Genomic DNA, 25,793 nt, shown 5'->3' on the forward strand with positions numbered 1-25,793 from the left:
TCGTCCCTGGACCATCCCCTCATCCGGCGTTGTCATCCGGGGTCGCCGCCGGAGGTTCCGGATCGGGCCGCTCACCACCAGGCGGGCGGGTGCTCCCCCTGTCCCGGTGGCGGGCTCGTCCAGTACGGCCGGGCACCGTCGACGCTCCCCGGCGCCCTGACATAGGTGAGCCTCCCGAACGGGCTGTCCATCTCGCTCAGCAGGTCGGCGACCCGCGGCCCCTTCCCTGTGACGTTCTCCGCCTCGGCGCGGCCGAGCGAGTCGAGCCACAGCGCGGTCCTGGCCAGCGACACCTCGACCCGCCAGGAACCTCCCTCCCGCGAACGGCGCGTCAGGGCGGCCATCGCGCCGAAGGCCGCCAGATAGCCCGTGGCGTGGTCGAGAGCCTGGGCGGGAAGCGGGCGCGGCCCGGCCCCGCCGCCACCCTCGTGGGCGATGCCGCACACCATCTGGACCAGACTGTCGAAACCCCGCCTGCCCGCCCACGGGCCGTGCGCGCCGTAGGCGGAGAGATCGACGCACACGATGCCCGGCCTGATCCCGGCCAGTTCCTCCGGACCGAAGCCCAGCGCCTCCAGCGCGCCCGGCCGGTAGGACTGCACGAACACCTCCGCCCCGGCGACCAGGTCACGCAACGCCGCCGCCCCCCGCGCGGTCCTCAGGTCGAGGTGGCAGGAGCGCTTGCCGAAAGCGGTGCCGACCACCAGCCCCGGCACCTCCGGCAGGTGCCCGGCCCCCACCCTGAGCACCCGCGCCCCGTGGGCGGCGAGCGTGCGGGTGGCCACCGGCCCGGCGATCACCCGTGTCAGGTCCAGCACCCGCACCCCGTCCAGCGGCCTGTCCCTCCTCCCGCCCGGTGCCCGTACCGGCCCGTCGCCGATCCTGGTCAGGCCGACGAGCGGCGAGCGCGCGACCGCCGCCCTCTGCGGATGGGCCCGCCACCCGGCGCGGCTGCGCATCATGGCCGCGCATCCCCCCTCGGCCGTGACCACCTCCTCGACCTCGAAGGCGGTACGGCCCGCGCACGCCCTGGCGACGGCCTCACCGTCCGCGCCGGTGGGCAACCCGAGGGCGGCCAGGGCCGCGTCCCTGTGGTGGTCGAAGTTGCAGTGCAGCCGGACCCACCCGTCAACGGTCCGGTAGTCGCCGGAAAGCGCCGCCCACCCGGCGGGACGAACTCCGTCGATCATGAAGTGGCGCTCGTCCAGGAAGGCGACCGCCGCCTCGCGGACGTCCACCTCCGCCCCCACTCCTCCCCCGAGACCGGCCGCCGCGGCGGTCGCGGCCCCGACGGAGACCGCGGCCGCCGTGTCGACGTGGAAGACGGACGGCAGCACCGGCTCCGCGCCGGTGACCCGCAAAGGCGGCAGCTCGACCCCTACCTCGGCGCCCAGCCTTCGCACGAGGTCCTCGACGACCTCTTCTCTCTCCTCACACATGCGACGAAGCCTCGCACTTCACCTTTCCATCCGCGGGCCTTCGGCGGGTTCTGGCTCTGGACACCACCCGAGGTCGTCTCCCGTATGGGTTTTCCACAGGCCGGCCGGTCCGCGTGCCGTTTTCCACAGAACCGGATTCGGTCCCTCGCGGGCGGGGCGAGCTGCGCGAAGGTCTGGGACCGGAGGTGGTTTCCATGGCCGCGAAGGACGATCTCGGCAGGCACGGCGAGCAACTCGCCGTCGCCTACCTGCTGACCCGTGGCATGCGGGTTCTCGACCGCAACTGGCGATGTTCCGACGGAGAGATCGACGTGGTCGCCCGCGAGGACCACACGCTCGTCGCGGTCGAGGTGAAGACCCGTTCGGGGCGCACCCACGGCACGGCCTTCGAGGCGGTGACCGAGGAGAAGGTCGCCCGCCTGCGCAGGCTCATCGCCAAATGGCGGAACGAGCAGTGTGCCCCGTCCGAACGGTTCGACGCGATCCGTGTCGACGTCGTCGCCCTCGAACGGTTCGCCGGGGCCTTCACCATCCGTCACGAACGAGGGATGTGCTGAATGTCCCTCAGACCATCACAGGGAGTGTGAGAAGTGACCGTCGCGCGCACCCGGTGCGTCGCCCTGCTCGGAGTGACCGGTCATCCCGTCGACGTGGAGGCCGACGTGGGCAGCGGCGTCGCGGGCACGCATCTCATCGGCATGCTGGACACCGCGCTCAGCGAGGCCCGCGACCGGGTCCGCTCCGCCGTGGTCAACAGCCGCCACACCTGGCCGGACGCCCGCATCACCATCAGCCTGTTCCCCGCCAGTCTCCCCAAACGAGGCAGCATGTTCGACCTCGCCATCGCCGTCGCGTTGCTGGCCGCGGCCGGAGTCGTGCCCGTGGCGCGGGTCGCCGACCCGTTCTTCCTGGGTGAGCTCGGCCTGGACGGCTCGCTGAGACCCCTGCGAGGGGTGCTGCCCGCCGTGCTGGCCGCCGCCGCGGCCGGTGCCCGCACCGTCGTCGTCCCGTCCCGCAACGCCGCCGAGGCCGCGCTCGTGCCCGGCGTGACGGTGGTCCCCGTCTCCACCCTGAGCCGGCTGGTCGACTGGTTGCGCGACGACGACCAGACCACCGTGCCCGCGACCCCCGACCCCGCCCCGGACGAGACCGGCGAGTCCGTACGGCCGTGGGCCTCCTCCACCACCGAGCGAAGAGCGGGCACCCCCGACATGGGCGACGTGGCCGGTCAGCCCTTCGCCCGCCGCGCGCTTGAGGTCTGCGCCGCGGGTGGGCACAACCTCTGGATGCTGGGGCCGCCGGGCACCGGCAAGACGATGCTCGCCGAGCGCCTGCCCACCCTGCTTCCCCATCTGGAGCGCGAGCAGGCCCTGGAGGTGACTGCCATCCACTCCGTCGCCGGGGCGCTGCCCGAGGATCGCCCCCTGCTGGTCCGGCCGCCGTTCGTCGCGCCCCACCACACCGCGACCGTGGCGGCCGTCATCGGCGGAGGCAGCGGGGCGATCCGGCCGGGCGCGGTCTCCCTCGCCCACCGAGGGGTCCTCTTCCTCGACGAGGCCCCCGAATACCCGGCGACCGTTCTCGACTCCCTCAGGCAGCCGCTTGAGTCCGGCACGGTGACGGTGTCCAGGGCGATGGGCTCGGTGACGTTTCCCGCGCGGTTCATCCTGATTCTCGCGGCCAACCAGTGTCCGTGCGCGCGTCCCTCGGGGCCCGCCGACCCGTGTCGCTGCACCCCGATGGCCCGCAGACGTTACCTTTCCAGGCTCTCCGGCCCGCTGCTCGACCGCGTCGACATCAAGATCACACTGCATCGTTCCAGCCGCCGTGAACTTCTCGCCGACCGCCGGTTCATCGAGCCGAGCCGGGTGGTGGCCGAGCGGGTCCTGGCCGCCCGCGAACGGGCCGCGAAACGGTTCGCGGGCACACCGTGGCGGTGCAACGCGGAGGTGTCGGCCCAGGCTCTGCACACCGGCTACCGTCCGGCTTCGAAGGCGATGGCCCCGCTGCTCCGCTGTCTCGACAGCGGAGAGCTGAGCGCCCGGGGGCTCGATCGAACGCTCAGAGTGGCCTGGACGCTCGCCGATCTCGCGGGAAAGAACGCGCCCGAGGTCACCGAGACCAACGCGGCGCTCGGCCTGTGGCTTGGGGAGGCACGATGAACGACCGTCTCGCACGGGTCACGCTGATGCGGGTGGCGGAGCCCGGCGACCCCGTGGTCGGCCGTCTCGTCGCCACCATCGGCGCCGAGGCCGCTGTCAGGCGGATCCACCGTGGCCGTCCTGATCCGGAGCTCGTCCGCTGGTTCGCCGACACCTGCCGTCCTGCCCCGCCGAGCACACGGCCTCCCCGCCCCGTCCGGCCGGTCTCCGGCGATCGGAACGATCACGCCGCCCACCCACCCGGCGCCGCCGGACACCTCGCCTGGAAGCCGCCGACGAACGAGACAGAGGATGACGATGCCACCTTCGGAACCACCTTCGGGGCCGCCTTCGAGCCGGATGGCCACGGTGTCCGTCCTGGGGCGAGCGGCGTTCCTCGGCCACGCGCCACGGGGCCGGAGAGCCGGGCTGCTGGCGTTCCTCTCAGCCCGGAGAGCTCCCACGGGGTGTGCGCCACTCTGCCGGACGGCCATGACAGCGCTCCTGGGAGGCGAGCCGGTCAGGTGTCGCTGGACCGGGCGAGGGGTGATCGTGTCCGTCCGGGGCCGGATGATGTTCCTGGGATGGGCACGGGAGAACACGACCTCCGGAGCGTTTCCGGCGCGTGCGGCGCCCACGCCGGGGGCGACCATCCGGGTGTTCCGGGGGGCTCTCATGACGGCCGCTCCCCCGGTGGTCTCACCGCGTCCGGGGGTTCGCCGATCCGGCGTCACGGTTCCTCGTCCCGTGCGGGCGGCGAACGGGCCGTTGAACGGCTCGGCCGGATGTTCTCCTCATGGGCGGCCCGCCTCGAAGCAGCCGATCCCGCCCAGGACCTGGCCTCGGGAGAACGGCTCGGGGCCAGACTGGTGGTTCCGGGAGATCCCGAATGGCCGACCCAGCTGAACGACCTCCAGGAGCGCGCGCCGTACGGCCTGTGGCTCAACGGGGAGGCGGACCTCCGCTTCTCCTGCCTGCGTTCCGTCGCCGTCGTCGGCTCCAGGGCGGCCACGCCGTACGGCACGCACATGGCCGCGGAGTTCGGCGCCGGACTCGGCGAACGCGGCTGGAGCATCGTCTCCGGGGGCGCCTACGGCATAGACGGGGCGGCTCATCGCGGCGCTCTCGAAAGCGGGGCGCCGACCGTCGTGGTCCTGGCCTGCGGCACCGACGTCGCCTATCCCAGCGCGCACCACGACCTGTTCGCGGCCGTGCGGTCGCAGGGGCTCCTGGTGAGCGAGTGCCCGATGGGCGCCCGCCCCACCCGGCCACGCTTCCTGATCCGCAACCGTCTCATCGCGGCGCTGTCACGGGGAAGCCTGGTGATCGAGGCGGCCGTGCGCAGCGGGGCGCTGAACACCGCCGGACACGCGACCTCGCTGAACCGCGTCGTGGCCGCCGTCCCCGGGCCCGTGACGTCGGAGATGTCGGCCGGGTGTCATCGGCTGATCCGTCAGGGGGCCGCGGTCTGTGTCACCACCCCGGCGGAGATGATCGAGCTCGTCGGGGTGATGGGAGACGATCTCGCCCCCGAGGTCCGGGGGCCCGTGCTCCCCCGTGACCGGCTGGACCCGGAGACCCGTCAGGTCCTGGAGGTCATCCCCGCCCGTACGGGAGCCGGCCCGGCCGTGATAGCGACGGCCGCGGGCGTCGATCTGGAGACCGTGCTGTCCTGCCTGGGCGGCCTGGCCGCCGCCGGATACGTGGAACGTGTCGCGAAAGGCTGGCGGTTGCGCCCGAACAGATCACCGGGAGGCTGACTCCCTCTCGCCGCGACGAGGGGCTTTGGGGGATCGGCGCGAAACGCGTCACGAGGCCAAGGAGGCCCTGCCGGGAACCCGGACGAAACCAGCGAAGGGCGAGCCATGGCTGTCGTATACCGGCGTCGTATTCGCCCCCACCGGGTCTCTCGACGCCGTCGCCCCCCGACCTCCATCGCCTCCCGTCACTTTCCGGACGTCCTGCCCCGGGAGGCCGCGCTCAGGGAATCGCGGCCACGGCGGTGATCTCCACGAGTTGGCCGGTGTATCCCAGGCACGAGACGCCCAGCAGGGTCGAGGTGTGCGGGCCCTCCGCGAGGCCGGACTCACGCACGACCTGCCACACCCGGCCGAGGGGTTCGGGGGTGTCCGCCACCACGTAAACGGTGCTGGACAGCACATGGCTCAGGTCGCTGCCCGCCGCCTGCAACGCGGTCCGCAGATTGGCCAGCACCTGCCGGGTCTGCGCGACCGGATCACCGGCCCCGACAAGGCCGCCGTCACCGTCCAGCGGGACGGCACCGGCCATGAAGGCCAGCCGCTGACCGGCCTCGACCACGACCGCGTGCGCGTAGTCCGGGGGCGGGAACAGCCCCGCGACGGTCATCCGATGGATCATCACACTCCTGACGCTTGGTTGCCCCACGTACCGGTCTCCCGGCACGTTGGCCTCCCGGCAGACGGGCTTCCCGACATACCGGTCTTCTGACGACGCCGTTCCAGAACGGAACCCCGGCCTCCTGAGGCGCCGGTTTCCCGCCATGCCGGTCTCCTGGCGCCCTGGCATGATGATCGCCGTCTCCGGCTCCGGTGTCATCCGGGTTTTCCCGCGCCGCACCCCCGTCACACCCGGCACCCCCGTCACGCCCGGCACCCCCGTCACGCCCGGCGCCCCCGTCATGCCCGGCGCCCCTGTCATCTCCGGCATCCCCGTCAAGCCCGAATGACCCCACCACACCCCGCTGACCGTCGAAGCCGAGACGACCCGTCGGCCTCGCCCCTTGCGGACATGGGCGGCCCGTTGTCTCCACGGCCGCCGGGCACGAGTGATCCGCCGGCCGACGGGGCACCGGATCACCGGGGTCCCACGGGCCAGACCGGGAGCAGCCTGACCCGTCCCTGTCCCAGCAGGAGGAGCGGGTCGAGGTAGGAGTGGTCCCGTAACAGGCCCCAGTGCAGGCAGGCCGTACGACAGTGGCCGGAAACGTCCTGGACGACGCCGATGACCTCGCCCCGGCTCACCCGCTGGCCACGCCGTACCGAGGGGCGGACGGGAAGGTAGGTCGTCCGCAGGCCGCCGGGGTGAAGCACCGTCACCACCGCCCGTCCGGCGAGCGGCCCCGCGTAACCGATCGTCCCCGCACCGGCCGCGTGCACCTCCGCACCGGGGGTCGTGGCGAGGTCGACCCCCCGATGGCCGGCCAGCCACGGCCGAGCCGGAGGGTCGAACCCCCTGAGCACGACGAGACGCCCCACGAGCGGCCGGCCCCACCGGGCGGAGACGGTGTCAGGGGACGCGCCGCGGGTGCCCCCGGCCGCCGGGAGGGCGAACAGCGGCACCACCAGCAAAATGACGAGGAAGGATCTCACGCATCGAGGATGCGCGTTCCCGGCCGGAGACGACGGACCGAACGGCGTTCTGTGGACAGCCGACGTCCCCCGGAGCGGAGGACGTCGGAGGAGATCCCGGCGAAAGACGCCGGGAGGGCGCAAACGGGCTCAGTTCGAGAAGCCCTCCTTGGGCATCTCCAGGTCGGGCTTGGCGAGTTCCTCGACGTTGACGTCCTTGAAGGTGACCACGCGGACGTTCTTGACGAACCTCGCGGGCCGATACATGTCCCAGACCCAGGCGTCCTGCATCTTCACGTCGAAGAACACGTCACCGTTCTCGGCGGTACGGACGTCCAGATCGACCGAGTTCGTGAGGTAGAAGCGCCGCTCGGTCTCGACCACGTAGGTGAACAGACCGACGACGTCGCGGTACTCACGGTAAAGCTGCAGCTCCATCTCGGTCTCGTATTTTTCGAGATCCTCTGCGCTCATACCGGTCCTCCTGTCGCACGCCCTTCCCGGGCCGTCTGATCAGACGACACCGGCCCCCATTTCATTTTCACCCATCACCTCACCCGGCCTGGACCTCGCCACCGTCGCGAACGAGAAACGGTGGTCGGGGCACGGACCGTACATCTCCAGTGCTCTGCGGTGATCCACGGTGCCATACCCCTTGTGCTCCGCGAAGCCGTACACGGGATGGCGTTCGTGGAGCGCGATCATCATTCTGTCTCGCGTCACCTTCGCCACGATCGACGCCGCCGCCACACAGGCGGCGACCTGGTCCCCCTTCCAGACACCCAGCGAGGGAACCGGCAGGCCGGGGACGGGGAAGCCGTCGGTGAGCACGTAGCCGGGATGGAAAGAAAGCCGCGCGACGGCACGGCGCATTCCCTCGATGTTCGACTTGTGCAGGCCGCGCCTGTCGATCTCCTTCGGAGAGATCGTCACCACGCTGAACGTCCTGGCCGTCATCATGATCCGGTCGTACAGCGCCTCCCGCCGGGAGGCCGTGAGCGTCTTGGAGTCGCCGAGCCCCTCGATCCTGCGCCCGAGGACGACCGCCGCGATCACCAGGGGTCCCGCGCAGGCTCCCCGGCCCGCCTCGTCGACCCCGGCCACCGGGCCCAGGCCACGGCGTGCCAGAGCCCGCTCATAGCCGTACAGGCCTGAGTCGCGCCGGACCACGCTGGGCGTGGGACGGAACGCAATCGTCATCGCACCACGGCAGACATAGCGACCATGAGCAGAGAGTACGCCCCATCCGGACCATTCGGTACCGCTATCTCAGCTTGGTGAAGGTCTCCGGCGTGGAGAGCAGTCCTACCCTGGAGAACGGCCAGTAGATCGCGAAGGCCCGGCCGATGACCGCCTTCTCCGAGATCGTGCCCTCTCCCTCCTGCTCCTCGTGCGTCCGGGAGTCGGCGGAGGCCGAACGGTGGTCTCCCATGACCCACAGCCGCCCCTTGGGCACGACCTTCTCGAACTTCTCACCCGAGGGGAAGTCGTCGGGGTGGAGGTAGGCCTTCTCGTCGAGCGGCACCCCGTTCACCGTGATCCGCCCCTGGGCGTCACAGCACTTCACCGTGTCGCCGCCGACCGCGATGACCCGTTTGATGGTGTCCTCGCCGTCCCAGCCCTTGAAGACGACGACGTCGCCACGATCGGGCGTGCCGGACAGCTTGTTGACGAACACCCGGTCTCCGTTGATCAGGGTGTTCTCCATCGACTCCGACGGAATGGCGAAGGAGTCGAGGACGATCAGGCGCAGCAGCAGCGCCACGAGCACGCCGCCCAGCAGCAGGAGCGCCGACTCGATCATGCTCTTCCTCTTCGAGCCCTTCTTCTCAGGCTGGGGGGAGGGCTCGTCCTCGGGGGTGACGGGCCTGTTCTCGGGTTCCACGGTCATGGGGTACGGCTACCGCCTCGAACGCCGGCGGCGCCGCCACAGCACCAGGGGCACGGCCCCCGCGAAACCGGCCACGAAGGGGACTGCCTCCCCCGCCGCTACGGCGGCCTTGAGGGCCGGCTGGTTGAAGGTGCTGGGGATGGGGATGATCTCGGCCCTTGAGAAGGGCCACACGATCACGAAGGCCCGGCCGATGACCTTGTCGATGGGGATGCTCCCGCCGCCGGGGTCACCCATGTGCAGGCGGGAGTCCAGGGAGACGGAGCGGTGGTCGCCCATCACCCACAGGCGGCCCGGCGGGACCTTAACGCTGAAGGTCCTGTCGGAGGGGACGTTGCCGGGATAGAGGTAGGCCTTCTCGTCGAGCGGCACCCCGTTCACCGTGACCCGCCCCTGGGCGTCACAGCACTTCACCGTGTCACCGGGCACTCCGATGACCCGCTTGATGTAGTCCTTCTCGCCCGGGACGACGCCGAAGGCGGAACCGGCCCACCTGAAGAAGGCGACCACGGGGTTGGCCGGCTCCTCGATGTTCACCTCGCTGTCCCAGGAGTCGACGCCGGAGAAGACCACCACGTCACCGCGTTCGATGTCGCGGACCCGGTAGACGAGCTTGTTCACCAGGACACGGTCGTTGACCAGGAGGGTGTTCTCCATGGACTCCGACGGGATGTAGAACGCCTGGACCACGAAGGTCTTGATGACGAGCGCGAGCACCAGCGCGACGACGATCAGGACGGGGAGTTCCTTCCAGAAGGCCCCCTTCTTCTTGCCCTCGCCATCGGCCCGCTCGTCCCGGCCGCCCTCGGCGTTCGTCTGGGTCTCTCCGGCGATCACGCCCACCTCGTCCTCGACAGGTCGACGCGAGGCTGCGCCGGACTCCCGGTCTTCGCTAGTCATCGGTGACGAGCCTAGATGATGGAAAGCGCCGGTCAGCCGCCCGCCGGGTTACCTGACAGCTATGGGTCCGCCATAGGAGGTCAAACCCTCCTGCATGCGAATGGCCCGCACCACCGACGGCGGAGCGGGCCAGAACGTTCGAATGCGGGCGCGTCAGCGAGCCTCGCGCTTCTCCTTGATGCGGGCGGCCTTGCCGCGCAGGTCGCGCATGTAGTAGAGCTTGGCGCGGCGGACGTCACCACGGGTCACCACGACGATCTTCTCGATGACCGGGCTGTTCACCGGGAAGGTGCGCTCGACGCCGACGCTGTAGCTGACCTTGCGCACGGTGAAGGTCTCACGGGAGCCACCGCCCTGGCGGCGCAGGACGAAGCCCTTGAACACCTGGATACGGGACCGGTTGCCCTCGATGACCCGTACGTGAACCTCAAGCGTGTCGCCGGGGCGGAAGGCCGGGATGTCGGAACGGAGCGAGGCCTTCTCGATCTCGCTGATCAGCGTGTGCATGACAGTGGTACCTCGTCTGGATGAGCACGTGGAGGTTCATCCGGCCGCGGCGGGCGGCATCGCGATGGACACACGTGCTGAATTGGATGTGTCTGGGAACCGGGCCGTCCGCCCGGTTGCGCGCGCCAACCCGTGGACAGCAAGCGGCAACGCTTCAGTTTGCCATATTTCTCCGACCGACCGGAAATCAGCACGTCAGACCGGGTGGTCGCCCTCCTGAGCGGGCTGTCCCAGCTCCGCCAGGAGCTTCAGGTCGTGCTTGTCCAGGCCCCGCGGGTCGAGCGCGGCCAGCAGCTCGGGCCGGTTTCTCGCGGTACGGCGCAGCGCCTCGTCCCGCCGCCACCTGGCGATCCGGCCGTGGTGCCCGGACAGCAGGATCTCGGGGACCTCGTGTCCCCGCCACTCGGGGGGCTTGGTGTAGACGGGCCCCTCAAGGAGGTTCTCCATCGCCCCCGGCGCGAACGAGTCGTCCACGGCGGAACAGGCGTTGCCGAGCACCCCGGGCAGCAGCCGTCCCACGGCCTCGACCATCACCAGCACCGCGGCCTCACCACCGGCCAGCACGTAGTCGCCGACGCTGACCTCGTCGACCCGCGTCCGCGTGCCGTACTCGACCATGACGCGGGAGTCGATGCCCTCGTAGCGGGCGGGGGTGAACAGCAGCCACGGCTCGGCGGCGTACTCCATCGCGAGCCGCTGGGTGAAGGGCACGCCGCTCGGGGTCGGCACGATGATCCGGGCGGACGCGTCCTGGCCGGTCGAGAGGACGGCGTCGATGGCCTCGCCCCACGGGTCGGGCTTCATGACCATGCCGGGGCCGCCGCCGTAGGGGGTGTCGTCCACGGTGCGGTGGACGTCGTGGGCCCAGTCGCGCAGCTGGTGCAGGCGCACGTCCAGGATGCCGCGCTCACGCGCCTTGCCGATGAGGGAGACGCCGAGCGGCGCGAAGTACTCGGGGAAGATCGAGATGATGTCGACGCGCATGTCAGACGGCCTCGTCCGGGTCGAGCAGGCCTGCGGGCGCGTCCACGACGAGGTGCCCCTTCTCCAGGTCGACCACGGGCACCAGCGCCTTGACGAACGGCACGTAGACCTCCCTGCCCTGCCTGCGTACCACGAGCAGGTCCTGCCCGTGGTGGAGCACGTCGGACACCTCACCGGCGCGCTCCCCGTCGGGGGTGAGCACGGTCAGGCCGATGAGCTGGTGGTCGTGGAACTCGTCCGGGTCGTCGGAGGGCGGGATGTCCGCCGAGTCGATGACGAGCATGGTGCCCCTGAGCCCCTCGGCCCGGTCGCGGTCGTCGACGCCCTCGAACCTGACCAGCAGGACCCCGGCGTGGTTGCGGCTCGACCGGACGACGAGCGGACCCGCGGCGGCGGGGTCGGTGGCGATGGCGGCCCCGGGAGCGAAGCGCCGCTCCGGGTCGTCGGTGCGCACCTCGACGGACACCTCGCCGCGAAGTCCGTGGGGACGGCCGATCCGGCCTACGACAAGCTGCACGCCCGCCTCCCGAGATAGTGGTGTGTGAGAAGACGAACGGGCCACCCACACTGGGTGGGTGACCCGTTCGCCGGTGGATCTCATGTGGGTGCCTGACCCCGTTCCCCGGACCGGAACGCCCGGGGAGAGGGACCTCTAACGGGCCTCGTTCAGGTCGAGCAGGTCGACCCGGATGTACTTGCCGTCGCCCAGGGCGTTCACCACGGTGCGGAGCGCCTTGGCCGTACGGCCGCCACGGCCGATGACCTTGCCGAGGTCCTCGGGGTGGACCCGGACCTCAAGCACACGACCGCTGCGGATGCGGCGCGCGTGAACCTGGACCTCGTCGGGATGTTCGACGATGCCCTTCACCAGGTGCTCGAGGGCCTCCTCAAGCACCTCAGGCCTCGCCTTCCGGCTTCTCCTCCGCGGCCGTTTCCTGGGCCTCGGCGGCAGGCTCGTCGGCCTTCGCCTTCTTGGCGGACTTCCTCGGCGTGGTGGCGTTGTCCAGGGACAGCGCCTCCTTGGCCGCGGCCTCGTAGAGGGCGTGGCGGTCGGCCTTGGGCTCGGCCACCTTGAGCGGAGCCGGAGCGGCCTCGCCCTTGAACTTCTGCCAGTCGCCGGTGAGCTTGAGGAGCTTCAGCACGGGCTCGGTCGGCTGCGCGCCGACACCCAGCCAGTAGGCCGCACGCTCAGCGTTGACCTCGATGCGCGAAGGGTTCTCCTTCGGGTGGTACAGACCGATCTCCTCGATCGCCCGGCCGTCACGCTTGGTGCGGCTGTCGGCGACGACGATGCGGTACTGCGGGTTGCGGATCATGCCGAGCCGCTTGAGCTTGATCTTGACTGCCACGGGTGTGGTCTCTCCTGCATTAGAGCGTGGGTGAGCGGCGTCTCATCGAGTGGGGTACGAGGAGAGGACCGTTCAGGGGACAGGCGCGGCACGCGGGGGTGAGAGGGCACCCACGTGACCACGATGTTCCAACATGTCATTCTGCCAGACGCACAGAGGTGCCCGACCAACGACGCCCCATCCCGCACGGCACGCGGACGGCAAATCTCGGTAATCCGCGTGTGCGCGGTGGGCGTGCGGCCCGCTTCGCGGCGCCGGGCGGCCACCACGAAGCCCCCGCCATGGGCGAGGCGGCCGTCCTCGGACCCGTTTCAGCCGGAAGAAGCGCCGTCCTCCCCCGCCCGAGGCCGGGAGAGGACGTTCACCGGGGGCGTACCCCCAGCAGTTCGAGGGCCGTCATGATGATGAATCCGACCATGATGGCCACCCAGATCCATCTGGCCCGCCGATGGAACCGGTCGTCTCCGGTCACTTCTGGCCGGGAAGCTTGAACTTCGAGGGGTCGAAGCCCGGCGGGAGCTCAAGGCCGGGAGGAAGCTGACCGGCTCCGAGCCTGCCGAGGGCGCCGCCCGCGCCGGGGGCGTCGGGGGCCGCGGCGGAGGCGTTCTTGCCGAGCGCGGCCTTGCGCGGGTCGCCGCTGACCCTGCGACCCTTGGCGGCCTTCTTCTGCGCGCCCTTGTTCTTGCGCCCGCCCGGCATGCCGGGGATGCCCAGGCCGCCCGCCATGCGCTTCATCATCTTCTGCGCGTCGAAGAACCGGACGACCAGGTTGTTGACCTCGGTCACGCTGACGCCGGAGCCCTTGGCGATGCGGGCGCGGCGGGAGCCGTCGATCATCTTGGGGTTCTGGCGCTCGCCCGGGGTCATCGAGCGGATGATGGCGGCGACGCGGTCCAGGTCACGGTCGTCGACCTGGTTGATCTGGTCACGCATCTGCCCCATGCCGGGCATCATGCCGAGCAGGTTCTTGATGGGGCCCATCTTGCGGACCATCATCATCTGCTCAAGGAAGTCTTCGAGCGTGAAGCCCTCGCCGGAGGTGAGCTTGCCCGCCATCTTGGCGGCTTCCTGCTCGTCGAAGGTCTTCTGCGCCTGCTCGATCAGGGTGAGGATGTCACCCATGTCGAGGATGCGGGAGGCCATCCGGTCCGGGTGGAAGGCGTCGAAGTCCTCAAGCTTCTCACCCGTCGAGGCGAACATGATCGGCTTGCCGGTGATGTGACGCACCGAGAGGGCGGCACCGCCCCGGGCGTCGCCGTCGAGCTTGGTGAGCACGACGCCGTCGAAGCCGACGCCCTCCATGAAGGCCTGGGCGGTGGAGACCGCGTCCTGACCGATCATGGCATCGACGACGAACAGGACCTCGTCCGGGGAGACCGCGTCGCGGATGTCGGCGGCCTGCTTCATCAGCTCCTGGTCGATGCCCAGGCGGCCCGCGGTGTCGATGATGACGATGTCGTGCTGCTGGCGCCTGGCGTGCTCGACCGACTGGCGGGCCACGGCGATCGGGTCGCCGACGCCGTTGCCGGGCTCGGGGGCGTAGACCGCCACGCCCGCGCGCTCGGCGACGACCGAGAGCTGCTGGACCGCGTTGGGGCGCTGCAGGTCGGCGGCCACCAGCAGCGGCGTGTGGTTCTGCTCACGCAGCCAGCGGGCGAGCTTGCCGGCCAGGGTGGTCTTACCGGCGCCCTGGAGACCCGCGAGCATGATGACGGTCGGCGGGTTCTTCGCGTAGCGAAGCCGCCGGGTCTCGCCACCCAGGATCTCGACCAGCTCGTCGTTGACGATCTTGACGACCTGCTGCGCCGGGTTCAGCGCCTGGGACACCTCGGCGCCCCTGGCCCGTTCCTTGACCTGGGCCACGAACGTCCTGACCACCGGCAGCGCGACGTCGGCCTCAAGCAGCGCGATGCGGATCTCGCGGCAGGTCGCGTCGATGTCGGCCTCGGACAGGCGCCCCTTGGAACGAAGGGAGGAGAAGACCGATGTCAGCCGGTCGGAAAGCGTCTCGAACACGTGATTGGCCAGCCTCTGCGCTCTCGGGTCTGCGACTCGACATCCCAGCCTATCCGCTGGAGAGGGCGGAACACGCCCTCGCGAGACGGTGGTATGCCCGCGACGTACCGGTCGCGCGGGCGGCGACGGTACGTCCGTGCCTCCTGCCCGGTCCCGCGGGAGACCGCGCCCGCTCTCGCGGAACCGGGCAGGAGGCACGGACGCCGGGACGTCCGGGGCCGTGACGGCCGTGGGCACACGATGGGCACACGATGGACACGCGGTGGGCGCGCGACAAGCACATGGTGGGCGCACGGTGGGCGCACAGTGACACACAGTGGACATGACGAGACGCCGGGACCGCCGGTCGCGGTTCGGGTCCCGGGCGCCCCGGCCGGGCGAGACTGTCTCAGCGGCCCCAGCCGGGGACGGCCATCCGCATGGTGAGGGCGTGCTCGACCAGTGTGATGAGCGTGGCCTTCACCGCGTCCCTGGAGCGCGCGTCGGTGCGCGAGATCGGGATGTGCGGCGCCAGCGTGAGCGCCTCGCGCACCTCCTCCTCGCCGTGCAGGTAGGTCCCGTCCCAGCCGTTGACCGCGACGACGAAGGGGAGCTTGGCCTCCTCGAAGTAGTCGATCGCCGGGAAGCTGTCGGCCAGCCGCCGGGTGTCGACGAGCACGATTGCGCCGATGGCGCCGCGCACGAGGTCGTCCCACATGAACCAGAACCGGTGCTGGCCCGGCGTGCCGAACAGGTACAGGATCAGGTCCCGGTCCAGGGAGACGCGCCCGAAGTCCATCGCGACCGTGGTCGTCGTCTTGTTCGGGGTGAGGCCGAGGTCGTCGATGCCGGCGCTGGCGTCGGTCATCACCGCCTCCGTGGTCAGCGGCAGGATCTCGGAGACCGCTCCCACGAACGTGGTCTTGCCCACACCGAAGCCACCGGCGACGACGATCTTCGTCGATGTCAGGCCGCCGCCGCGGCTAGAGCCTGCGAAGTCCACTGAGCACCCTTTCCAGCAGGTTGAGATCCGGCTTGCCCGCGTCCAGTTGCGGCTGGTGCAGCTGGACCAGTCCCTCAGCCGCCATGTCCGCGACCAGGATCCGGGTGACGCCGAGCGGGATGCGGAGCATCGCGGAGATCTCGGCGACCGAGCGCACTTGCCGGCACAGGGCGCTGATGGCCTGGTACTCCGGCGTGCGGTTGGACAGATCGTGGTGCGCGGACGTCGCCGAGGAGACCAGGGCCTCCATGGCGAGCTGGGTCCGGGGGGCGGTTCGCCCTCCGGTGACGGCGTACGGCCTGACCAGGGAGCTCTGCTCCACGGGTGCCGGTTGCATGAGATGTGAAGGACCACCCTGTTGCCGGTGGGGGTCGTCCATGGACTGGTAGGGAGGCCCGCCTAGCGGGTCCCCCTCACCGGGCCAGCCGCGGCCTGCCACGGCATCCTCCTATGGTCGTCGCCATCACCGGGGGTGTGAGGCCTGGAGTTCGGCGCGGACCGCCGGTGTCAACACCTGGCCCGCTCGTTCGACAAGCAGGGTCATCTGGTAGGCCACGAGACCCATGTCGCAGTCGGCCGCGGCCAGTACGGCCAGGCAGGAGCCGTCGCTGATCGACATGATGAGCAGCAGTCCTCGCTGCATCTCGACCACGGTCTGGGTGACCGCTCCGCCCTCGAAGACCCTGGAGGCGCCTTGGGTCAGGCTGATCAGCCCGGCGGCGACCGCCGCGAGCTGGTCGGCCCTGTCCCTGGGGAATCCATCGGAATACGCCAACGGCAGGCCGTCGGCCGACACAACGACCGTGTGGGCAACGCCTGGGACGTTGTTCACGAAGTCGGTGATCAGCCAGTTGACCCCCCGGGCGGCCTGGCTCATTTCGCGCACGTGTCATCCTCCTTGGCGACCGGGGCGAGCTCGCTCACCGGTCTTCCTCGTTTCCTTCAACGTCACGGCTGAAGTCGGGATAGGGCTGTCCCTCACCGACTTCGCCCCTGGCGACCGCGCGGCCCTGCCGTACTCCTTGCTGGAAGCTCGCCAGGCGGTTGCGTACCGCTTCAGGGGAGACGGAAGGCCTGAACGCGGGGGTCTGGGGGGCCGCGGCCGAGCCGGGCGCGGCCGTACCGGGAACCAGGTTCGCCTTGGGCACCCGCTTGGGCAGCCCGGCTCCGGTCATCCCGCCGAGGGTCGGCTCACTGGCCGCCCGTGCCGCCTGCCAGCCCGCGTCGGCGGGCGAGGACCAGACGTCGGAGGGCGGGGCCACGGGGGGCGGGACGACGGCCCCGGGCTCCTCCACCTTCTCCGGCTTCTCGGGAGTGGGCTCGACCTTCTTGAACCAGTCGGACTCGACGGCGGCGAAGATCGGCAGGAACTCCTCCTTCGCCTCCTCCATGAGCGAGGGCTCGGGAACGACGGGCAGCGGGCCCGTGTTGTCCGAGAGCTCGAACACGCTGCTGTCGAAGAGACGTCCGTTCTGGCCGGGCGGGCCGGGCCAGGAGCCGTCGTTCTCCTTGGCGGGGGTGCTGCTCCAGATGCCCGAGTCGCCGCGCGCGGGCGCGTCCGGCCACACGCTCGTGTCCGGCTGGGAGGCGATCGGCCAGCCTCCCGGCCCGCCGGGCTCACCCGGGCGCGGGGAGCCGGACCAGCCGGTCGCGTCCGAGGAGAGGTTCGACCAGCTCGGGCCGCCTCCCTGCTGCGGCACCTGGCCGGACCACACGCTGTCGAAGGGCGACTGGCTGAAGTGGTCGATCCCGGCGGGACTGTTCGGCGCCTCGAAGGAGGCGAGCTGCTGCCGTACGTCGAACTGGTCGAAGGGGCTCTGGGTGACGTCGAAGGAGGTGAAGGCCGACTGGGTGGGGTCGAGGGTCGGGCTGGCCAGCAGCGGCGGGCGGTCCATCACCGCCCGCTCCTGCGGGCCCATGGCCGCCGACCAGTCGCCGCCGCCGTTGGTGACCGGCGCCTGACGGGAGTCGGCGTCGGAGAGCAGGTTCTCCGGGATCAGCACCATGGCGGTCAGGCCACCGCTGTCCTGCTGCCTGAGCTGGACGCGGATGCCGTGGCGCAGGGCCAGGCGGCCGACCACGAACAGGCCCATTCTGCGGGAGACCGAGACGTCGACCACGGGCGGGTTGGCCAGACGCCAGTTCGCCTGGGTGAGCTCGTCGGCGGTCATGCCGATGCCGACGTCGGCGACCGAGACCATCACGCCACCGCCGTCGATCCGGTTGCTGGACACGACGACCTTCGTCTCCTTGGGAGAGAAGGAGATCGCGTTCTCCACCAGCTCGGCGATGAGGTGCACGACGTCGTTGACGGAGGTGCCGACGACGGAGACGCCCGCCGACAGGTGCAGGGCCACCCGCTCGTAGTTCTCGACCTCGGACAGCGAGGCGCGCACGACGTCGATGAGCGGGATCGGCTGGCTCCACCTGCGGGCGGGTTCCTGGCCCGCGAGGACCAGCAGGTTCTCGCTGTTGCGGCGCATGCGGGTGGCGAGGTGGTCGAGGCGGAACAGGTTGCCGAGACGGTGCTCGTCCTGTTCGCCCTGCTCCAGGCTCTCGATCAGGGACAGCTGGCGTTCGACCAGGGTCTGGCTGCGGCGGGAGAGGTTGACGAACATCGCGTTGACGTTGCTGCGCAGCGTGGCCTCCTGGCCCGCGAGCCGTACGGCCTCGCGGTGGACCTCGTCGAAGGCGCGCGCGACCTCACCTATCTCGTCGTCGGAGTTGACGCCGATGGGCTGGACCTTGACCGAGTCGGCGTCGCCGCTCTCGCGCAGCGACTGGACGGTCTCCGGCAGGCGCTGCTCGGCGACGGACAGGGCCTCGGTGCGGAGCCTGCGCAGCGGCCTGACCAGCGAGCGCGCCATGATCGTGGTGACGATGAGGACCAGCAGGAGCAGCAGGCCGCTGGCGCCTCCGGCGATCATCGCGCCCTGCTGCTCGGCCTCCTGGAGGGTGCGGCTCTGCGTGATGACCGAGTCGGCGACGGCCTTCTCGACCGTGCGCATCTTGTCGATGATGACGCTGGAGGCGTCGAACCACTGGGTCTGGTCGCCCGCGCCGGTGCCGGTCGCGCTGACGCCGACGAGGGGGGCGTTGGCGGTGGCCAGGACGAGGGACCTGAGGCGGATGAACTCGGCTCGGTCGACCTTCTGGCCGCTGACGGTGTCGTCGTAGAACTGGCGCTGGTCCAGCGAGGCCTCGCCCCTGAAGGCGGCCAGTTCGCTGTCGCGCTGGGCGCGGGCGACGATGAACTCGTCGAGGCCCTCGGTGCTGAACTGCCTGTTGGCGAGGGCGACGGCGAGTTCGGCCCGCTCTCTTGAGGCCTGTTCCTTGGCCCTGGCCAGGGCGGCGAAGGCCGCCGCGCTGCTGCTGAGGGACTGGTCGGCGTCGACCTGGACGATCTTCTCGTGGAGCGCGAGCAGGTCGCCGATCGTCTGGGAGTAGGTCTGGATGACGGGCTGGGCGGGCAGCGCGCTGCCGACGACGGTCTTGCGCACGTTGGCGAGCTCGTCGAGGCGGGTGCTCATCTGTGCGATGTCCTCCCGCTCCCGGGAGGCGAAGTCACCGGCCGCGGCGGTGCGCAGCCGTTCGCGCACGACCGTGACGATCTTGTCGACGACGCCGTACTGGTCGTCGAGTTTGGCGCGGGCGCCACGGAGACGGCCCTGGGCCACGTATCTCGCGGCCAGGTCGCGTTCGAGCTGCAGGCCGTGCACCAGGCCGCTCAGGTCGGCCGAGAGCTCCGCGACCACCCTGACCTGCTCGTACTCGGCCGCGTTGTTGACCGAGGCGACCACGCGCAGCCCGCCGAGGACGATCGCCGCGGTCGTGGGGATGACGATGAGTGCGATCAGCCGCGACCGCACGCGCCAGTTCCTGAACGCGAACCTGCTGCCGTTCTCACGGGTGCTGTCACGCCGCCCGCGTTTGGTGGCCTTCACCGCCTGGGCGCCGTCCTCCTGCGCCTCCGTCTCGCCGAAGACCTGGGCAGCAACCAGCCCGGATTCGCGTTCACTGGGGATTGCCGTCCTCACTGGCCTCCGCTACCTCTCCTCGTTTGTCTGATTGGAGGGGAATCCTGTCATGCATCTGATCTTCACGTGACGCGGATGCATCCTTGGGGCGAGGGTTATTGGAGCATAGCCCGAACAGTTCGGCCAATAGCCCATAAGTCGCAACTTATGGGCAATCGGGACTAGATGCTTGCAACCGGGCAACCCCCACCGGGCCTCCCGAGCAGATTTATACGGGGATATCCGCCCCGGCGCCCACTCTTTCACAACATGTCATCGCCCCTTCGGCCGGAGAGTTTGGAACGCTCCGATTCGCCACCGGCCCATCCGAAAACCCGACATCAAAAGTCCATATTTGTCCGATTTACCCCTATTGGCCAATACTTGCGATTAAGCACACCCCCTCCGCTACGCTGCTGCACGGCCGGGAGCCCCCTCATCCTGCGCTTTCTTGGACCATCTCCATCGCATGACGGCTTCCGGCGGATCAGGCCCGAACGGCCAACCGCCCCCTAAGGAGACCCCATGCGCCTCGGACCCATCAGCCGGACGTCTCACGCGGAGCAGGTCGGGTGAGCGGTCGGGCCCTGTTGCGCAACAGGGTGTTCTGCGGCGCGCTCGGGGTCACGGCGCTGCTGCTCCTGGCCGAGACCGCGGGCAGGGCGGGCCTGATCGACCCGGACGTCCTGCCGCTGACCTCGACGATCCTGACCAGGACCGCCGAACTCGCCGTCGACGGGGAGTTCCTGACCAACGTGGCGGCCACCATGCTCGCCTGGACCCTCGGCCTGCTCCTCACCGTCGCCGTCACGGTCCCGCTCGGGCTGCTGCTCGGCAGCCTGCCGAGGCTGGAGGCCACGGCCCGGCCGCTGATCGAGTTCCTCCGCCCGATCCCCTCCGTCGCTCTCATCCCGCTGGCGATCCTGCTCTTCCCCGACCGGCTCGACCTCAAGATCGCCGTGATCTTCTACGCCTCGTGCTGGCCGATCCTGATCAACACGATGTACGGCCTGCGGGACGTCGACCCGGTGGCCAAAGAGACCCTGCGCAGCTTCGGCTTCGGGCCGCTGGCCGTACTGTGGCGAGTCTCACTGCCGAGCACCGCGCCGTTCATCGCCACCGGCGTACGGCTCGCGGGCGGCATCGCGCTCATCCTGGCCGTCAGCGCCGAGTTGCTCGCCGGCGGCTCGGACGGCATCGGCGCCTACGTCCTCAAGGCGGGCAGCAGCCCCGACGGCCTTGAGCTCATCATCGCCGCGACCGTCTGGGCGGGAATCCTCGGTGTGGTGACGAACAGCCTGTTCATCGGGGCCGAGCGGAGACTGTTCCGCTGGCACACCGCACGGGCGGGGGTGGCCTCGTGAACGTACGACGCGCCCTGGTCCGCCTGTGGCCGGTTCCCGTCGCGCTGGTGCTGTGGGAGGTGGGCACCCGGGCCGCGGACAACCCCTTCTTCCCGCCGCCGACCACGATCGCGGTCAGGATGCGGGAGCTGTGGCTCACCGGTCCCCCCGGTCGCCTGTGGCTGAGCGACGCCGCCCTGGACAACTTCCCGCCCAGCCTGGCCAGGCTCTTCGCCGGCTGGATCCTCGCCGGGGTCGTCGGCGTCGTGTTCGGCGTGCTGCTGGGCCGCTCGGTCGTCCTGGCGCGTTTCGTCGATCCGCTCGTCCACTTCGGACGGGCGGTCCCGCCGCCGATGCTCCTGCCGCTGCTGATCCCGCTGATGAGCATCGGCACCCCGATGCAGCTGACCACGATCGTGTTCGGCGTCGTCTGGCCGGTGCTGCTCAACACCGTCGAGGGCGCCCGTTACGTGGACCGCCAGCACGTGGAGACCGCCAGGGTCTTCGGATTCTCTCGCCGGCAACGGCTCTGGCGGGTCATCCTGCCCTCCGCGACCCCGAAGATCTTCGCGGGCCTGCGGCTCAGCCTCTCCCTCGCCCTGATCCTCATGGTCGTCTCCGAACTGGTGGGCAGTACCAACGGGATCGGCTTCCAGCTCCGTGACGCGGAGCGCGCCTTCGACCCACCCGGCCTGTGGGGCTCCCTCGTGGTGCTCGGCCTGCTCGGTTACGTGCTGAACCTGGCGTTCTTCACCGCCGAGCGACGGGTCCTGTCCTGGCACCGCGCCGCCAAGCAGACAACCTGAGGAACCTCCGTGCTTGAGATCTCCAATCTGACCCACACCTACGGAAACGGCCCCTCCGCCCACAACGCGCTCGGCGGTGTCGACCTGCACGTCGCCGAGGGGGAGCTGGTGTGCATCGTCGGACCTTCCGGGTCCGGCAAGTCGACCCTGCTGCGCTCCATCGCCGGGCTGCTGCGCCCGACGGGCGGCCGGATCACGCTCAACGGCACCCCCGTCGCGCAGATCCCGGACGACCTGGCCGTGGTCTTCCAGGACTACAGCCGCTCGTTGTTCCCCTGGATGTCGGTCGCCGACAACGTCTCGCTGCCGCTGCGCCGTAAGGGCCAGGGCAGGAAACAGCGGGCGCTCTCGGCAGCCGAGGCACTCGAACAGGTGGGCCTGGCCTCGGCCGGGAGCAAGTATCCCTGGGAGCTGTCCGGCGGCATGCAGCAGCGTGTCTCCATCGCCCGCGCCCTGGCCTACCGGCCGAAACTGCTGCTGATGGACGAGCCCTTCGGGTCCGTCGACGCCCAGACCCGTGAGGACCTGGAGGACCTGACCCTGCTGGTCCGCGGTCTGCACAACATGACCATCCTGCTCATCACCCACGACATCGACGAGAGCGTCTACGTCGGTGACCGCGTCGTGGTGCTCTCCAAGGCCCCGGCCAGGGTGGTGGGTGACCTCCGGGTCGACCTGCCAGGCCCCCGTGACCAGATCGGCACCAGGGAGCACCCCGACTTCGTACGGCTGCGCGGCGAGGTCGGCCGCCTGGTGCGCGGTGTGCGTCCCGCGCAGACGTCGTCGCTGTGAGAGGCCGGTGAGAGACGCCGCGAGAGCTCTCCCGTGTCCCGGGGCGACCACCCGGGACGCGGGAGACGGGGCCGGTGTTGAAGGGTCCTTCAGAAGCGCCGGGCGGGGCGGCGACCGTCCGGCCCGCCTCTGACATGGGGGCACGCGAACGTCGCCGCACCCCTTGACCACCCCGTTTGAAGATCGGTGTAAAAGGTTTTCGAGACTCCGGTAAATCCGGATCAGATGCCTAGAGCGTTCCATTTTATGTCGTACGGATACGAAAGAAAATTCCATACCAGCGTCAAGCCCCACACATTCCGGTGGCCCGAAACGGTCGCGACGCCCGATCTGGCGGCGCCAACTCCCTACATACGGATGGCCGGAAACCGGCAACCCCCCGTAACAGGAGCCTCAATTCCGTCAAGTAGGCACTTCGCTAAACCGGTAAATCACCCCTTACAGCAACAAAACATGCTATATAGGGACATAAATTATGGACTGTCGCTAAACCCGACGTTAAGGGTTGCTGCTGGATTTGAGAGCATCTACGATCGCTCCTTGATCTCTTCTCCCCGATTCCGGGACGTCCAACTCATGCCGCATTCCCTCACCTCTTCGAGGAGCCACATATGAGGTTCCGTCCACTAACACGAGCATGCCTGGTCATCGTCGCTCTTTCCGTTCTCGCCACCGCCTGCAGCAGCGGGAAAAGCGCAACGAGCGCGGCGAACGGCCTGGAGAAGACCGACATCACCATCGGTATGCTGCCGCTCCCCGAGGTGGCACCGGTTCAGATCGCCATCAGCCGGGGCTTCTTCAAGGAAGAGGGCCTCAACGTCAAGTTCTCCCTCATCGAGGGTGGCGCGGCCGCACTCCCCACGCTGCTCAGCGGTGGGTTCGACGTGCTGCACAGCAACTACGTCTCCGCCTTCACCGCCTCCGCGCAGAACGTCGCGGACCTGAAGGTGATCGCGGAGGCGACCGTCGCGACGCCCGGCTCCTTCGTCCTGTTGACCGCGCCCAACTCGAACGTCACCAAGGTCGAGGACCTCAAGGGCAAGAAGGTCGGCGTCAACACGAAGAAGAACATCGCCACGCTGGCGACCAGCGTGACTCTGAAGGTACACGGCCTGGACGTCGTCCGCGACAAGATTGACTTCATCGAGGTGCCCTTCCCCAACATGTGGCAGGCCCTCAAGAGTGGTCAGGTGGATGCGGCCTTCCTGCCCGAGCCGTTCGTGAGCGCGGCCGCCGCCGACGGCGGTGTGAAGCTCGCCGACACGATGGCCGGCCCCACGGACAGCTTCCCGATCGCGGGCTACTTCGTCACCTCGGAGTTCGCGGGCAAGAGCCCCAAGACCGTCGCCGCCTTCCAGCGCGCCCTGCTGAAGGCGCAGACGGTCGCGGCGAACGACCGCAAGGCCGTCGCCGAGGCGATCCCCCAGTACACCAAGATCAACGCTCAGACCGCGCAGATCATGCAGCTGCCCGGCTTCCCCGTCACGACCAACGCCGTACGGCTGCAGCGGGTCTCCGACCTGATGCTTGAGTACGGCTACCTGCCCAAGCCGTTCGACGTCAACTCTCTCCTGCTCGGAGGACAGAAATGATCGAGGCATACCAGGCGGTCGGCCTGGTTCCCACCATGCGCGGCGTCCGCAACCGGGACGAGATCCAGATCAACCTGGAGCACATCGAACACCTGGTCAAGGCCGCCTCCTGGCTGTCCAGCCTCGACCTGCCCGTCCGCCTGATCGCGATTCCCGAGGGCGCCCTGCAGGGGTTCAACGACGAGGTCCTCGACCTCGACCACGAGGACTTCGCCAGGGAGGTCGCGATCGAGGTGCCCGGTCCTGAGACCGACCGGCTCGGCGCGCTGGCCCGCCAGTGGAACACCTACATCGTCGCCCAGGCCAAGGCCCTGCACCCCGAGTTCCCCGGACGCTTCTTCAACGTCGGCCTGGTGATCGACCCCGAGGGCGCGATCGTCATGACGCACTACAAGACGGTCCCGCTGCTGCCCGTCGAACACTCGGTGACCCCGCACGACGTCTGGGACCGCTGGGTCGAGCTGTACGGCAAGACGCTCGACGCGTTCTACCCCGTCGCCGACACCGCGATCGGCAGGATCGGCGTGCTCATGGCCAACGAGGCCTCCTACCCGGAGAACGCCCGTGGCCTCGCCATGAACGGCGCGGAGATCATCTACCGCGGGCCGTACCCGCACCCGCACGTCGGCAACGGGCTCTACGCGATCCAGAACCAGGCCAGGGCGCTGGACAACAACTGCTACCTGATCGCCTGCAACGTCGGGACCTACTATCTGACCCCCGACTCCGACGTCCCGATCGACACCTTCGGCGGCCACTCGATGGTCGTGGACTACAAGGGGCAGATCGTCGGGCGCCACGACTACGGCGGCGCCTCCTCCTGGGTCTCGGGCACGATCGACATCGAGGCCCTGCGCAGGTTCCGCGCCAACGCGCAGTGGGACAACTGGATCAAGGACCTCAAGACCGAGCAGTACCAGCTCATCTACGAGAAGCCGATCTACCCGAAGAACCTCTACCTCGACCGCAAGCCGTACAACCACACGGAGTTCCGCACCGAGGTGATCGACAGGCAGATCGAGCTGATGCACGAGCGCGGAGTCTGGGTTCGCCCGGAGAAGTAGGAAGAGAAAGACCGGTGTGACCGGGCCGGCTCGCCGGTGAGGCCGGCCCGGTGTGGGATCCGCCGTCGTGGCGGGTCCCACACCGGGAGAGAAAGATCAGACGCGAAGCGTCAGAACGTGTTCGACCAGGGTGATCAGGGTCGACTTGACCGCGTCCCGCGAACGGGCGTCGGTCCGTACGACGGGGATGTGCGGAGAGATCGTCAGAGCCTCCCGCACCTCCTCCTCACCGTGTAAGTGCGTACCGCCGAAGCCGTTGAGGGCGACGACGAACGGCAGCCCCGCCTCCTCGAAGTAGTCGATCGCCGGGAAGCTGTCGGCCAGCCGCCGGGTGTCGACCAGCACGATCGCGCCGATGGCGCCCTTGACGAGGTCGTCCCACATGAACCAGAACCGGTGCTGACCCGGCGTACCGAACAGGTACAGGATCAGGTCCCGGTCCAGCGAAACCCGGCCGAAGTCCATGGCCACCGTGGTGGTCCGCTTGGTCGGGATGTGCGAGAGGTCGTCGACCTCCGCGCTGGCCTCCGTCATAACCGCTTCCGTGGTCAGCGGCATGATCTCGGAGACCGCTCCGACGAAGGTCGTCTTGCCGACACCGAATCCTCCGGCGACAACGATCTTCGTTGACGTCATTCCGGC

General features: G+C 69.5%; 27 protein-coding genes. 9 read left to right on the forward strand and 18 right to left on the reverse strand.

Annotation, left to right across the window (positions count from 1 at the left end; genetic code table 11):
* Positions 1 to 71: 71 nt before the first annotated feature.
* A complete protein-coding gene (locus ACFOYY_RS25760; protein WP_386192847.1) occupies positions 72 to 1,439 on the reverse strand; it encodes a CoA transferase in 1,368 nt (455 codons plus the stop codon).
* A gap of 194 nt (positions 1,440 to 1,633) precedes the next feature.
* On the opposite strand from ACFOYY_RS25760, the gene ACFOYY_RS25765 reads away from it, so the two are divergent.
* From ACFOYY_RS25765 to dprA, 3 genes are all read left to right on the forward strand, one after another.
* Positions 1,634 to 1,996, forward strand: a complete 363-nt coding sequence (locus tag ACFOYY_RS25765) for a YraN family protein (protein WP_386192850.1) — start codon at positions 1,634 to 1,636, stop codon at positions 1,994 to 1,996.
* 33 nt (positions 1,997 to 2,029) lie between these two features.
* Positions 2,030 to 3,601, forward strand: a complete 1,572-nt coding sequence (locus ACFOYY_RS25770; protein ID WP_352009522.1) for a YifB family Mg chelatase-like AAA ATPase — start codon at positions 2,030 to 2,032, stop codon at positions 3,599 to 3,601.
* Positions 3,602 to 4,365: 764 nt separating this feature from the next.
* Positions 4,366 to 5,340 (forward strand): DNA-processing protein DprA, encoded by a 975-nt coding sequence (dprA, locus tag ACFOYY_RS25775; RefSeq protein WP_352009523.1) that lies wholly within the window; start codon positions 4,366 to 4,368, stop codon positions 5,338 to 5,340.
* Between the two features lie 220 nt (positions 5,341 to 5,560).
* On the opposite strand, the gene ACFOYY_RS25780 is transcribed toward dprA, so the two are convergent.
* A complete protein-coding gene (locus ACFOYY_RS25780; RefSeq protein WP_352009524.1) occupies positions 5,561 to 5,959 on the reverse strand; it encodes a RidA family protein in 399 nt (132 codons plus the stop codon).
* A gap of 142 nt (positions 5,960 to 6,101) precedes the next feature.
* Here ACFOYY_RS25780 and ACFOYY_RS25785 point away from each other — a divergent pair, with 142 nt between their 5' ends.
* Positions 6,102 to 6,287, forward strand: a complete 186-nt coding sequence (locus ACFOYY_RS25785; RefSeq protein ID WP_386192855.1) for a hypothetical protein — start codon at positions 6,102 to 6,104, stop codon at positions 6,285 to 6,287.
* 127 nt (positions 6,288 to 6,414) lie between these two features.
* Here the strand turns inward: ACFOYY_RS25785 and ACFOYY_RS25790 are convergent, their stop codons facing one another.
* The 15 genes from ACFOYY_RS25790 to ACFOYY_RS25860 all read right to left on the reverse strand — a co-directional run bounded on the left by ACFOYY_RS25790 (position 6,415) and on the right by ACFOYY_RS25860 (position 19,575).
* The gene (locus ACFOYY_RS25790; RefSeq protein ID WP_362776932.1) at positions 6,415 to 6,930 is read right to left on the reverse strand and encodes a murein hydrolase activator EnvC family protein; all 516 of its coding nucleotides are present in this window, start codon (positions 6,928 to 6,930) and stop codon (positions 6,415 to 6,417) included.
* A gap of 129 nt (positions 6,931 to 7,059) precedes the next feature.
* The gene (locus tag ACFOYY_RS25795; protein ID WP_012888569.1) at positions 7,060 to 7,383 is read right to left on the reverse strand and encodes a DUF2469 domain-containing protein; all 324 of its coding nucleotides are present in this window, start codon (positions 7,381 to 7,383) and stop codon (positions 7,060 to 7,062) included.
* A gap of 39 nt (positions 7,384 to 7,422) precedes the next feature.
* Positions 7,423 to 8,109, reverse strand: coding sequence for a ribonuclease HII (locus ACFOYY_RS25800; protein WP_352009527.1), 687 nt, complete (start codon positions 8,107 to 8,109; stop codon positions 7,423 to 7,425).
* Positions 8,110 to 8,173: 64 nt separating this feature from the next.
* A complete protein-coding gene (gene lepB, locus ACFOYY_RS25805; RefSeq protein ID WP_386192860.1) occupies positions 8,174 to 8,800 on the reverse strand; it encodes a signal peptidase I in 627 nt (208 codons plus the stop codon).
* A 9-nt stretch (positions 8,801 to 8,809) separates the two neighbouring features.
* Positions 8,810 to 9,700: a signal peptidase I gene (gene lepB, locus ACFOYY_RS25810; protein WP_362909735.1), complete on the reverse strand. Its 891-nt coding sequence runs from the start codon at positions 9,698 to 9,700 to the stop codon at positions 8,810 to 8,812.
* A gap of 153 nt (positions 9,701 to 9,853) precedes the next feature.
* Entirely contained in the window at positions 9,854 to 10,207 is a 354-nt protein-coding gene (gene rplS / locus ACFOYY_RS25815; RefSeq protein WP_352009530.1) for a 50S ribosomal protein L19, read from the reverse strand.
* A 195-nt stretch (positions 10,208 to 10,402) separates the two neighbouring features.
* Positions 10,403 to 11,191 (reverse strand): tRNA (guanosine(37)-N1)-methyltransferase TrmD, encoded by a 789-nt coding sequence (gene trmD, locus ACFOYY_RS25820; RefSeq protein WP_386192863.1) that lies wholly within the window; start codon positions 11,189 to 11,191, stop codon positions 10,403 to 10,405.
* Position 11,192: 1 nt separating this feature from the next.
* Complete coding sequence (gene rimM / locus ACFOYY_RS25825; protein ID WP_352009532.1) at positions 11,193 to 11,708, reverse strand: ribosome maturation factor RimM; 516 nt, start codon at positions 11,706 to 11,708, stop codon at positions 11,193 to 11,195.
* A gap of 135 nt (positions 11,709 to 11,843) precedes the next feature.
* The gene (locus tag ACFOYY_RS25830; RefSeq protein ID WP_184713302.1) at positions 11,844 to 12,086 is read right to left on the reverse strand and encodes an RNA-binding protein; all 243 of its coding nucleotides are present in this window, start codon (positions 12,084 to 12,086) and stop codon (positions 11,844 to 11,846) included.
* 1 nt (position 12,087) lies between these two features.
* On the reverse strand, positions 12,088 to 12,540 hold the full coding sequence (gene rpsP / locus ACFOYY_RS25835; RefSeq protein ID WP_352009533.1) for a 30S ribosomal protein S16: 453 nt from the start codon (positions 12,538 to 12,540) through the stop codon (positions 12,088 to 12,090).
* 468 nt (positions 12,541 to 13,008) lie between these two features.
* Positions 13,009 to 14,556 (reverse strand): signal recognition particle protein, encoded by a 1,548-nt coding sequence (gene ffh / locus ACFOYY_RS25840; RefSeq protein WP_352009534.1) that lies wholly within the window; start codon positions 14,554 to 14,556, stop codon positions 13,009 to 13,011.
* A 388-nt stretch (positions 14,557 to 14,944) separates the two neighbouring features.
* Positions 14,945 to 15,538, reverse strand: a complete 594-nt coding sequence (locus tag ACFOYY_RS25845; RefSeq protein ID WP_012888558.1) for a GTP-binding protein — start codon at positions 15,536 to 15,538, stop codon at positions 14,945 to 14,947.
* Positions 15,519 to 15,977: a DUF742 domain-containing protein gene (locus ACFOYY_RS25850; protein ID WP_449343625.1), complete on the reverse strand. Its 459-nt coding sequence runs from the start codon at positions 15,975 to 15,977 to the stop codon at positions 15,519 to 15,521. The genes ACFOYY_RS25845 and ACFOYY_RS25850 overlap by 20 nt, the downstream gene beginning before the upstream one ends.
* Positions 15,978 to 16,001: 24 nt before the next feature.
* The gene (locus ACFOYY_RS25855) at positions 16,002 to 16,415 is read right to left on the reverse strand and encodes a roadblock/LC7 domain-containing protein (RefSeq protein WP_197048434.1); all 414 of its coding nucleotides are present in this window, start codon (positions 16,413 to 16,415) and stop codon (positions 16,002 to 16,004) included.
* A 43-nt stretch (positions 16,416 to 16,458) separates the two neighbouring features.
* Positions 16,459 to 19,575 carry a sensor histidine kinase gene (locus ACFOYY_RS25860; protein ID WP_386192869.1) on the reverse strand — a complete coding sequence of 1,039 codons (3,117 nt, stop codon included), beginning with the start codon at positions 19,573 to 19,575 and terminating at the stop codon, positions 16,459 to 16,461.
* 551 nt (positions 19,576 to 20,126) lie between these two features.
* On the opposite strand from ACFOYY_RS25860, the gene ACFOYY_RS25865 reads away from it, so the two are divergent.
* The 5 genes from ACFOYY_RS25865 to ACFOYY_RS25885 all read left to right on the forward strand — a co-directional run bounded on the left by ACFOYY_RS25865 (position 20,127) and on the right by ACFOYY_RS25885 (position 25,151).
* Positions 20,127 to 20,918: an ABC transporter permease gene (locus tag ACFOYY_RS25865; protein WP_352009537.1), complete on the forward strand. Its 792-nt coding sequence runs from the start codon at positions 20,127 to 20,129 to the stop codon at positions 20,916 to 20,918.
* A complete protein-coding gene (locus tag ACFOYY_RS25870; RefSeq protein ID WP_352009538.1) occupies positions 20,915 to 21,703 on the forward strand; it encodes an ABC transporter permease in 789 nt (262 codons plus the stop codon). Before ACFOYY_RS25865 ends, ACFOYY_RS25870 begins: the two co-directional genes overlap by 4 nt.
* A gap of 9 nt (positions 21,704 to 21,712) precedes the next feature.
* Positions 21,713 to 22,495 (forward strand): ABC transporter ATP-binding protein, encoded by a 783-nt coding sequence (locus ACFOYY_RS25875; protein WP_352009539.1) that lies wholly within the window; start codon positions 21,713 to 21,715, stop codon positions 22,493 to 22,495.
* Positions 22,496 to 23,106: 611 nt separating this feature from the next.
* On the forward strand, positions 23,107 to 24,087 hold the full coding sequence (locus ACFOYY_RS25880; protein ID WP_352009540.1) for an ABC transporter substrate-binding protein: 981 nt from the start codon (positions 23,107 to 23,109) through the stop codon (positions 24,085 to 24,087).
* Positions 24,084 to 25,151 carry a nitrilase-related carbon-nitrogen hydrolase gene (locus ACFOYY_RS25885; RefSeq protein ID WP_352009541.1) on the forward strand — a complete coding sequence of 356 codons (1,068 nt, stop codon included), beginning with the start codon at positions 24,084 to 24,086 and terminating at the stop codon, positions 25,149 to 25,151. The genes ACFOYY_RS25880 and ACFOYY_RS25885 overlap by 4 nt, the downstream gene beginning before the upstream one ends.
* 96 nt (positions 25,152 to 25,247) lie before the next feature.
* On the opposite strand, the gene ACFOYY_RS25890 is transcribed toward ACFOYY_RS25885, so the two are convergent.
* The gene (locus ACFOYY_RS25890) at positions 25,248 to 25,787 is read right to left on the reverse strand and encodes a GTP-binding protein (protein ID WP_184713291.1); all 540 of its coding nucleotides are present in this window, start codon (positions 25,785 to 25,787) and stop codon (positions 25,248 to 25,250) included.
* Between the last annotated feature and the right edge of the window lie 6 nt (positions 25,788 to 25,793).

Source organism: Streptosporangium jomthongense, assembly GCF_042650425.1.
In the GTDB taxonomy this organism is placed as follows: domain Bacteria; phylum Actinomycetota; class Actinomycetes; order Streptosporangiales; family Streptosporangiaceae; genus Streptosporangium.

Coding starts and splice junctions, on each gene's coding strand:
- ACFOYY_RS25760 (WP_386192847.1), bottom strand. CDS start 1,439: ATGTGTGAGGAGAGAGAAGAGGTCGTCGAGGACCTCGTGCGAAGGCTG.
- ACFOYY_RS25765 (WP_386192850.1), top strand. CDS start 1,634: ATGGCCGCGAAGGACGATCTCGGCAGGCACGGCGAGCAACTCGCCGTC.
- dprA (WP_352009523.1), top strand. CDS start 4,366: ATGTTCTCCTCATGGGCGGCCCGCCTCGAAGCAGCCGATCCCGCCCAG.
- ACFOYY_RS25780 (WP_352009524.1), bottom strand. CDS start 5,959: ATGATCCATCGGATGACCGTCGCGGGGCTGTTCCCGCCCCCGGACTAC.
- ACFOYY_RS25785 (WP_386192855.1), top strand. CDS start 6,102: ATGCCGGTCTCCTGGCGCCCTGGCATGATGATCGCCGTCTCCGGCTCC.
- ACFOYY_RS25795 (WP_012888569.1), bottom strand. CDS start 7,383: ATGAGCGCAGAGGATCTCGAAAAATACGAGACCGAGATGGAGCTGCAG.
- ACFOYY_RS25800 (WP_352009527.1), bottom strand. CDS start 8,109: ATGACGATTGCGTTCCGTCCCACGCCCAGCGTGGTCCGGCGCGACTCA.
- lepB (WP_386192860.1), bottom strand. CDS start 8,800: ATGACCGTGGAACCCGAGAACAGGCCCGTCACCCCCGAGGACGAGCCC.
- lepB (WP_362909735.1), bottom strand. CDS start 9,700: ATGACTAGCGAAGACCGGGAGTCCGGCGCAGCCTCGCGTCGACCTGTC.
- rplS (WP_352009530.1), bottom strand. CDS start 10,207: ATGCACACGCTGATCAGCGAGATCGAGAAGGCCTCGCTCCGTTCCGAC.
- trmD (WP_386192863.1), bottom strand. CDS start 11,191: ATGCGCGTCGACATCATCTCGATCTTCCCCGAGTACTTCGCGCCGCTC.
- ACFOYY_RS25855 (WP_197048434.1), bottom strand. CDS start 16,415: ATGAGCCAGGCCGCCCGGGGGGTCAACTGGCTGATCACCGACTTCGTG.
- ACFOYY_RS25880 (WP_352009540.1), top strand. CDS start 23,107: ATGAGGTTCCGTCCACTAACACGAGCATGCCTGGTCATCGTCGCTCTT.
- ACFOYY_RS25885 (WP_352009541.1), top strand. CDS start 24,084: ATGATCGAGGCATACCAGGCGGTCGGCCTGGTTCCCACCATGCGCGGC.
- ACFOYY_RS25890 (WP_184713291.1), bottom strand. CDS start 25,787: ATGACGTCAACGAAGATCGTTGTCGCCGGAGGATTCGGTGTCGGCAAG.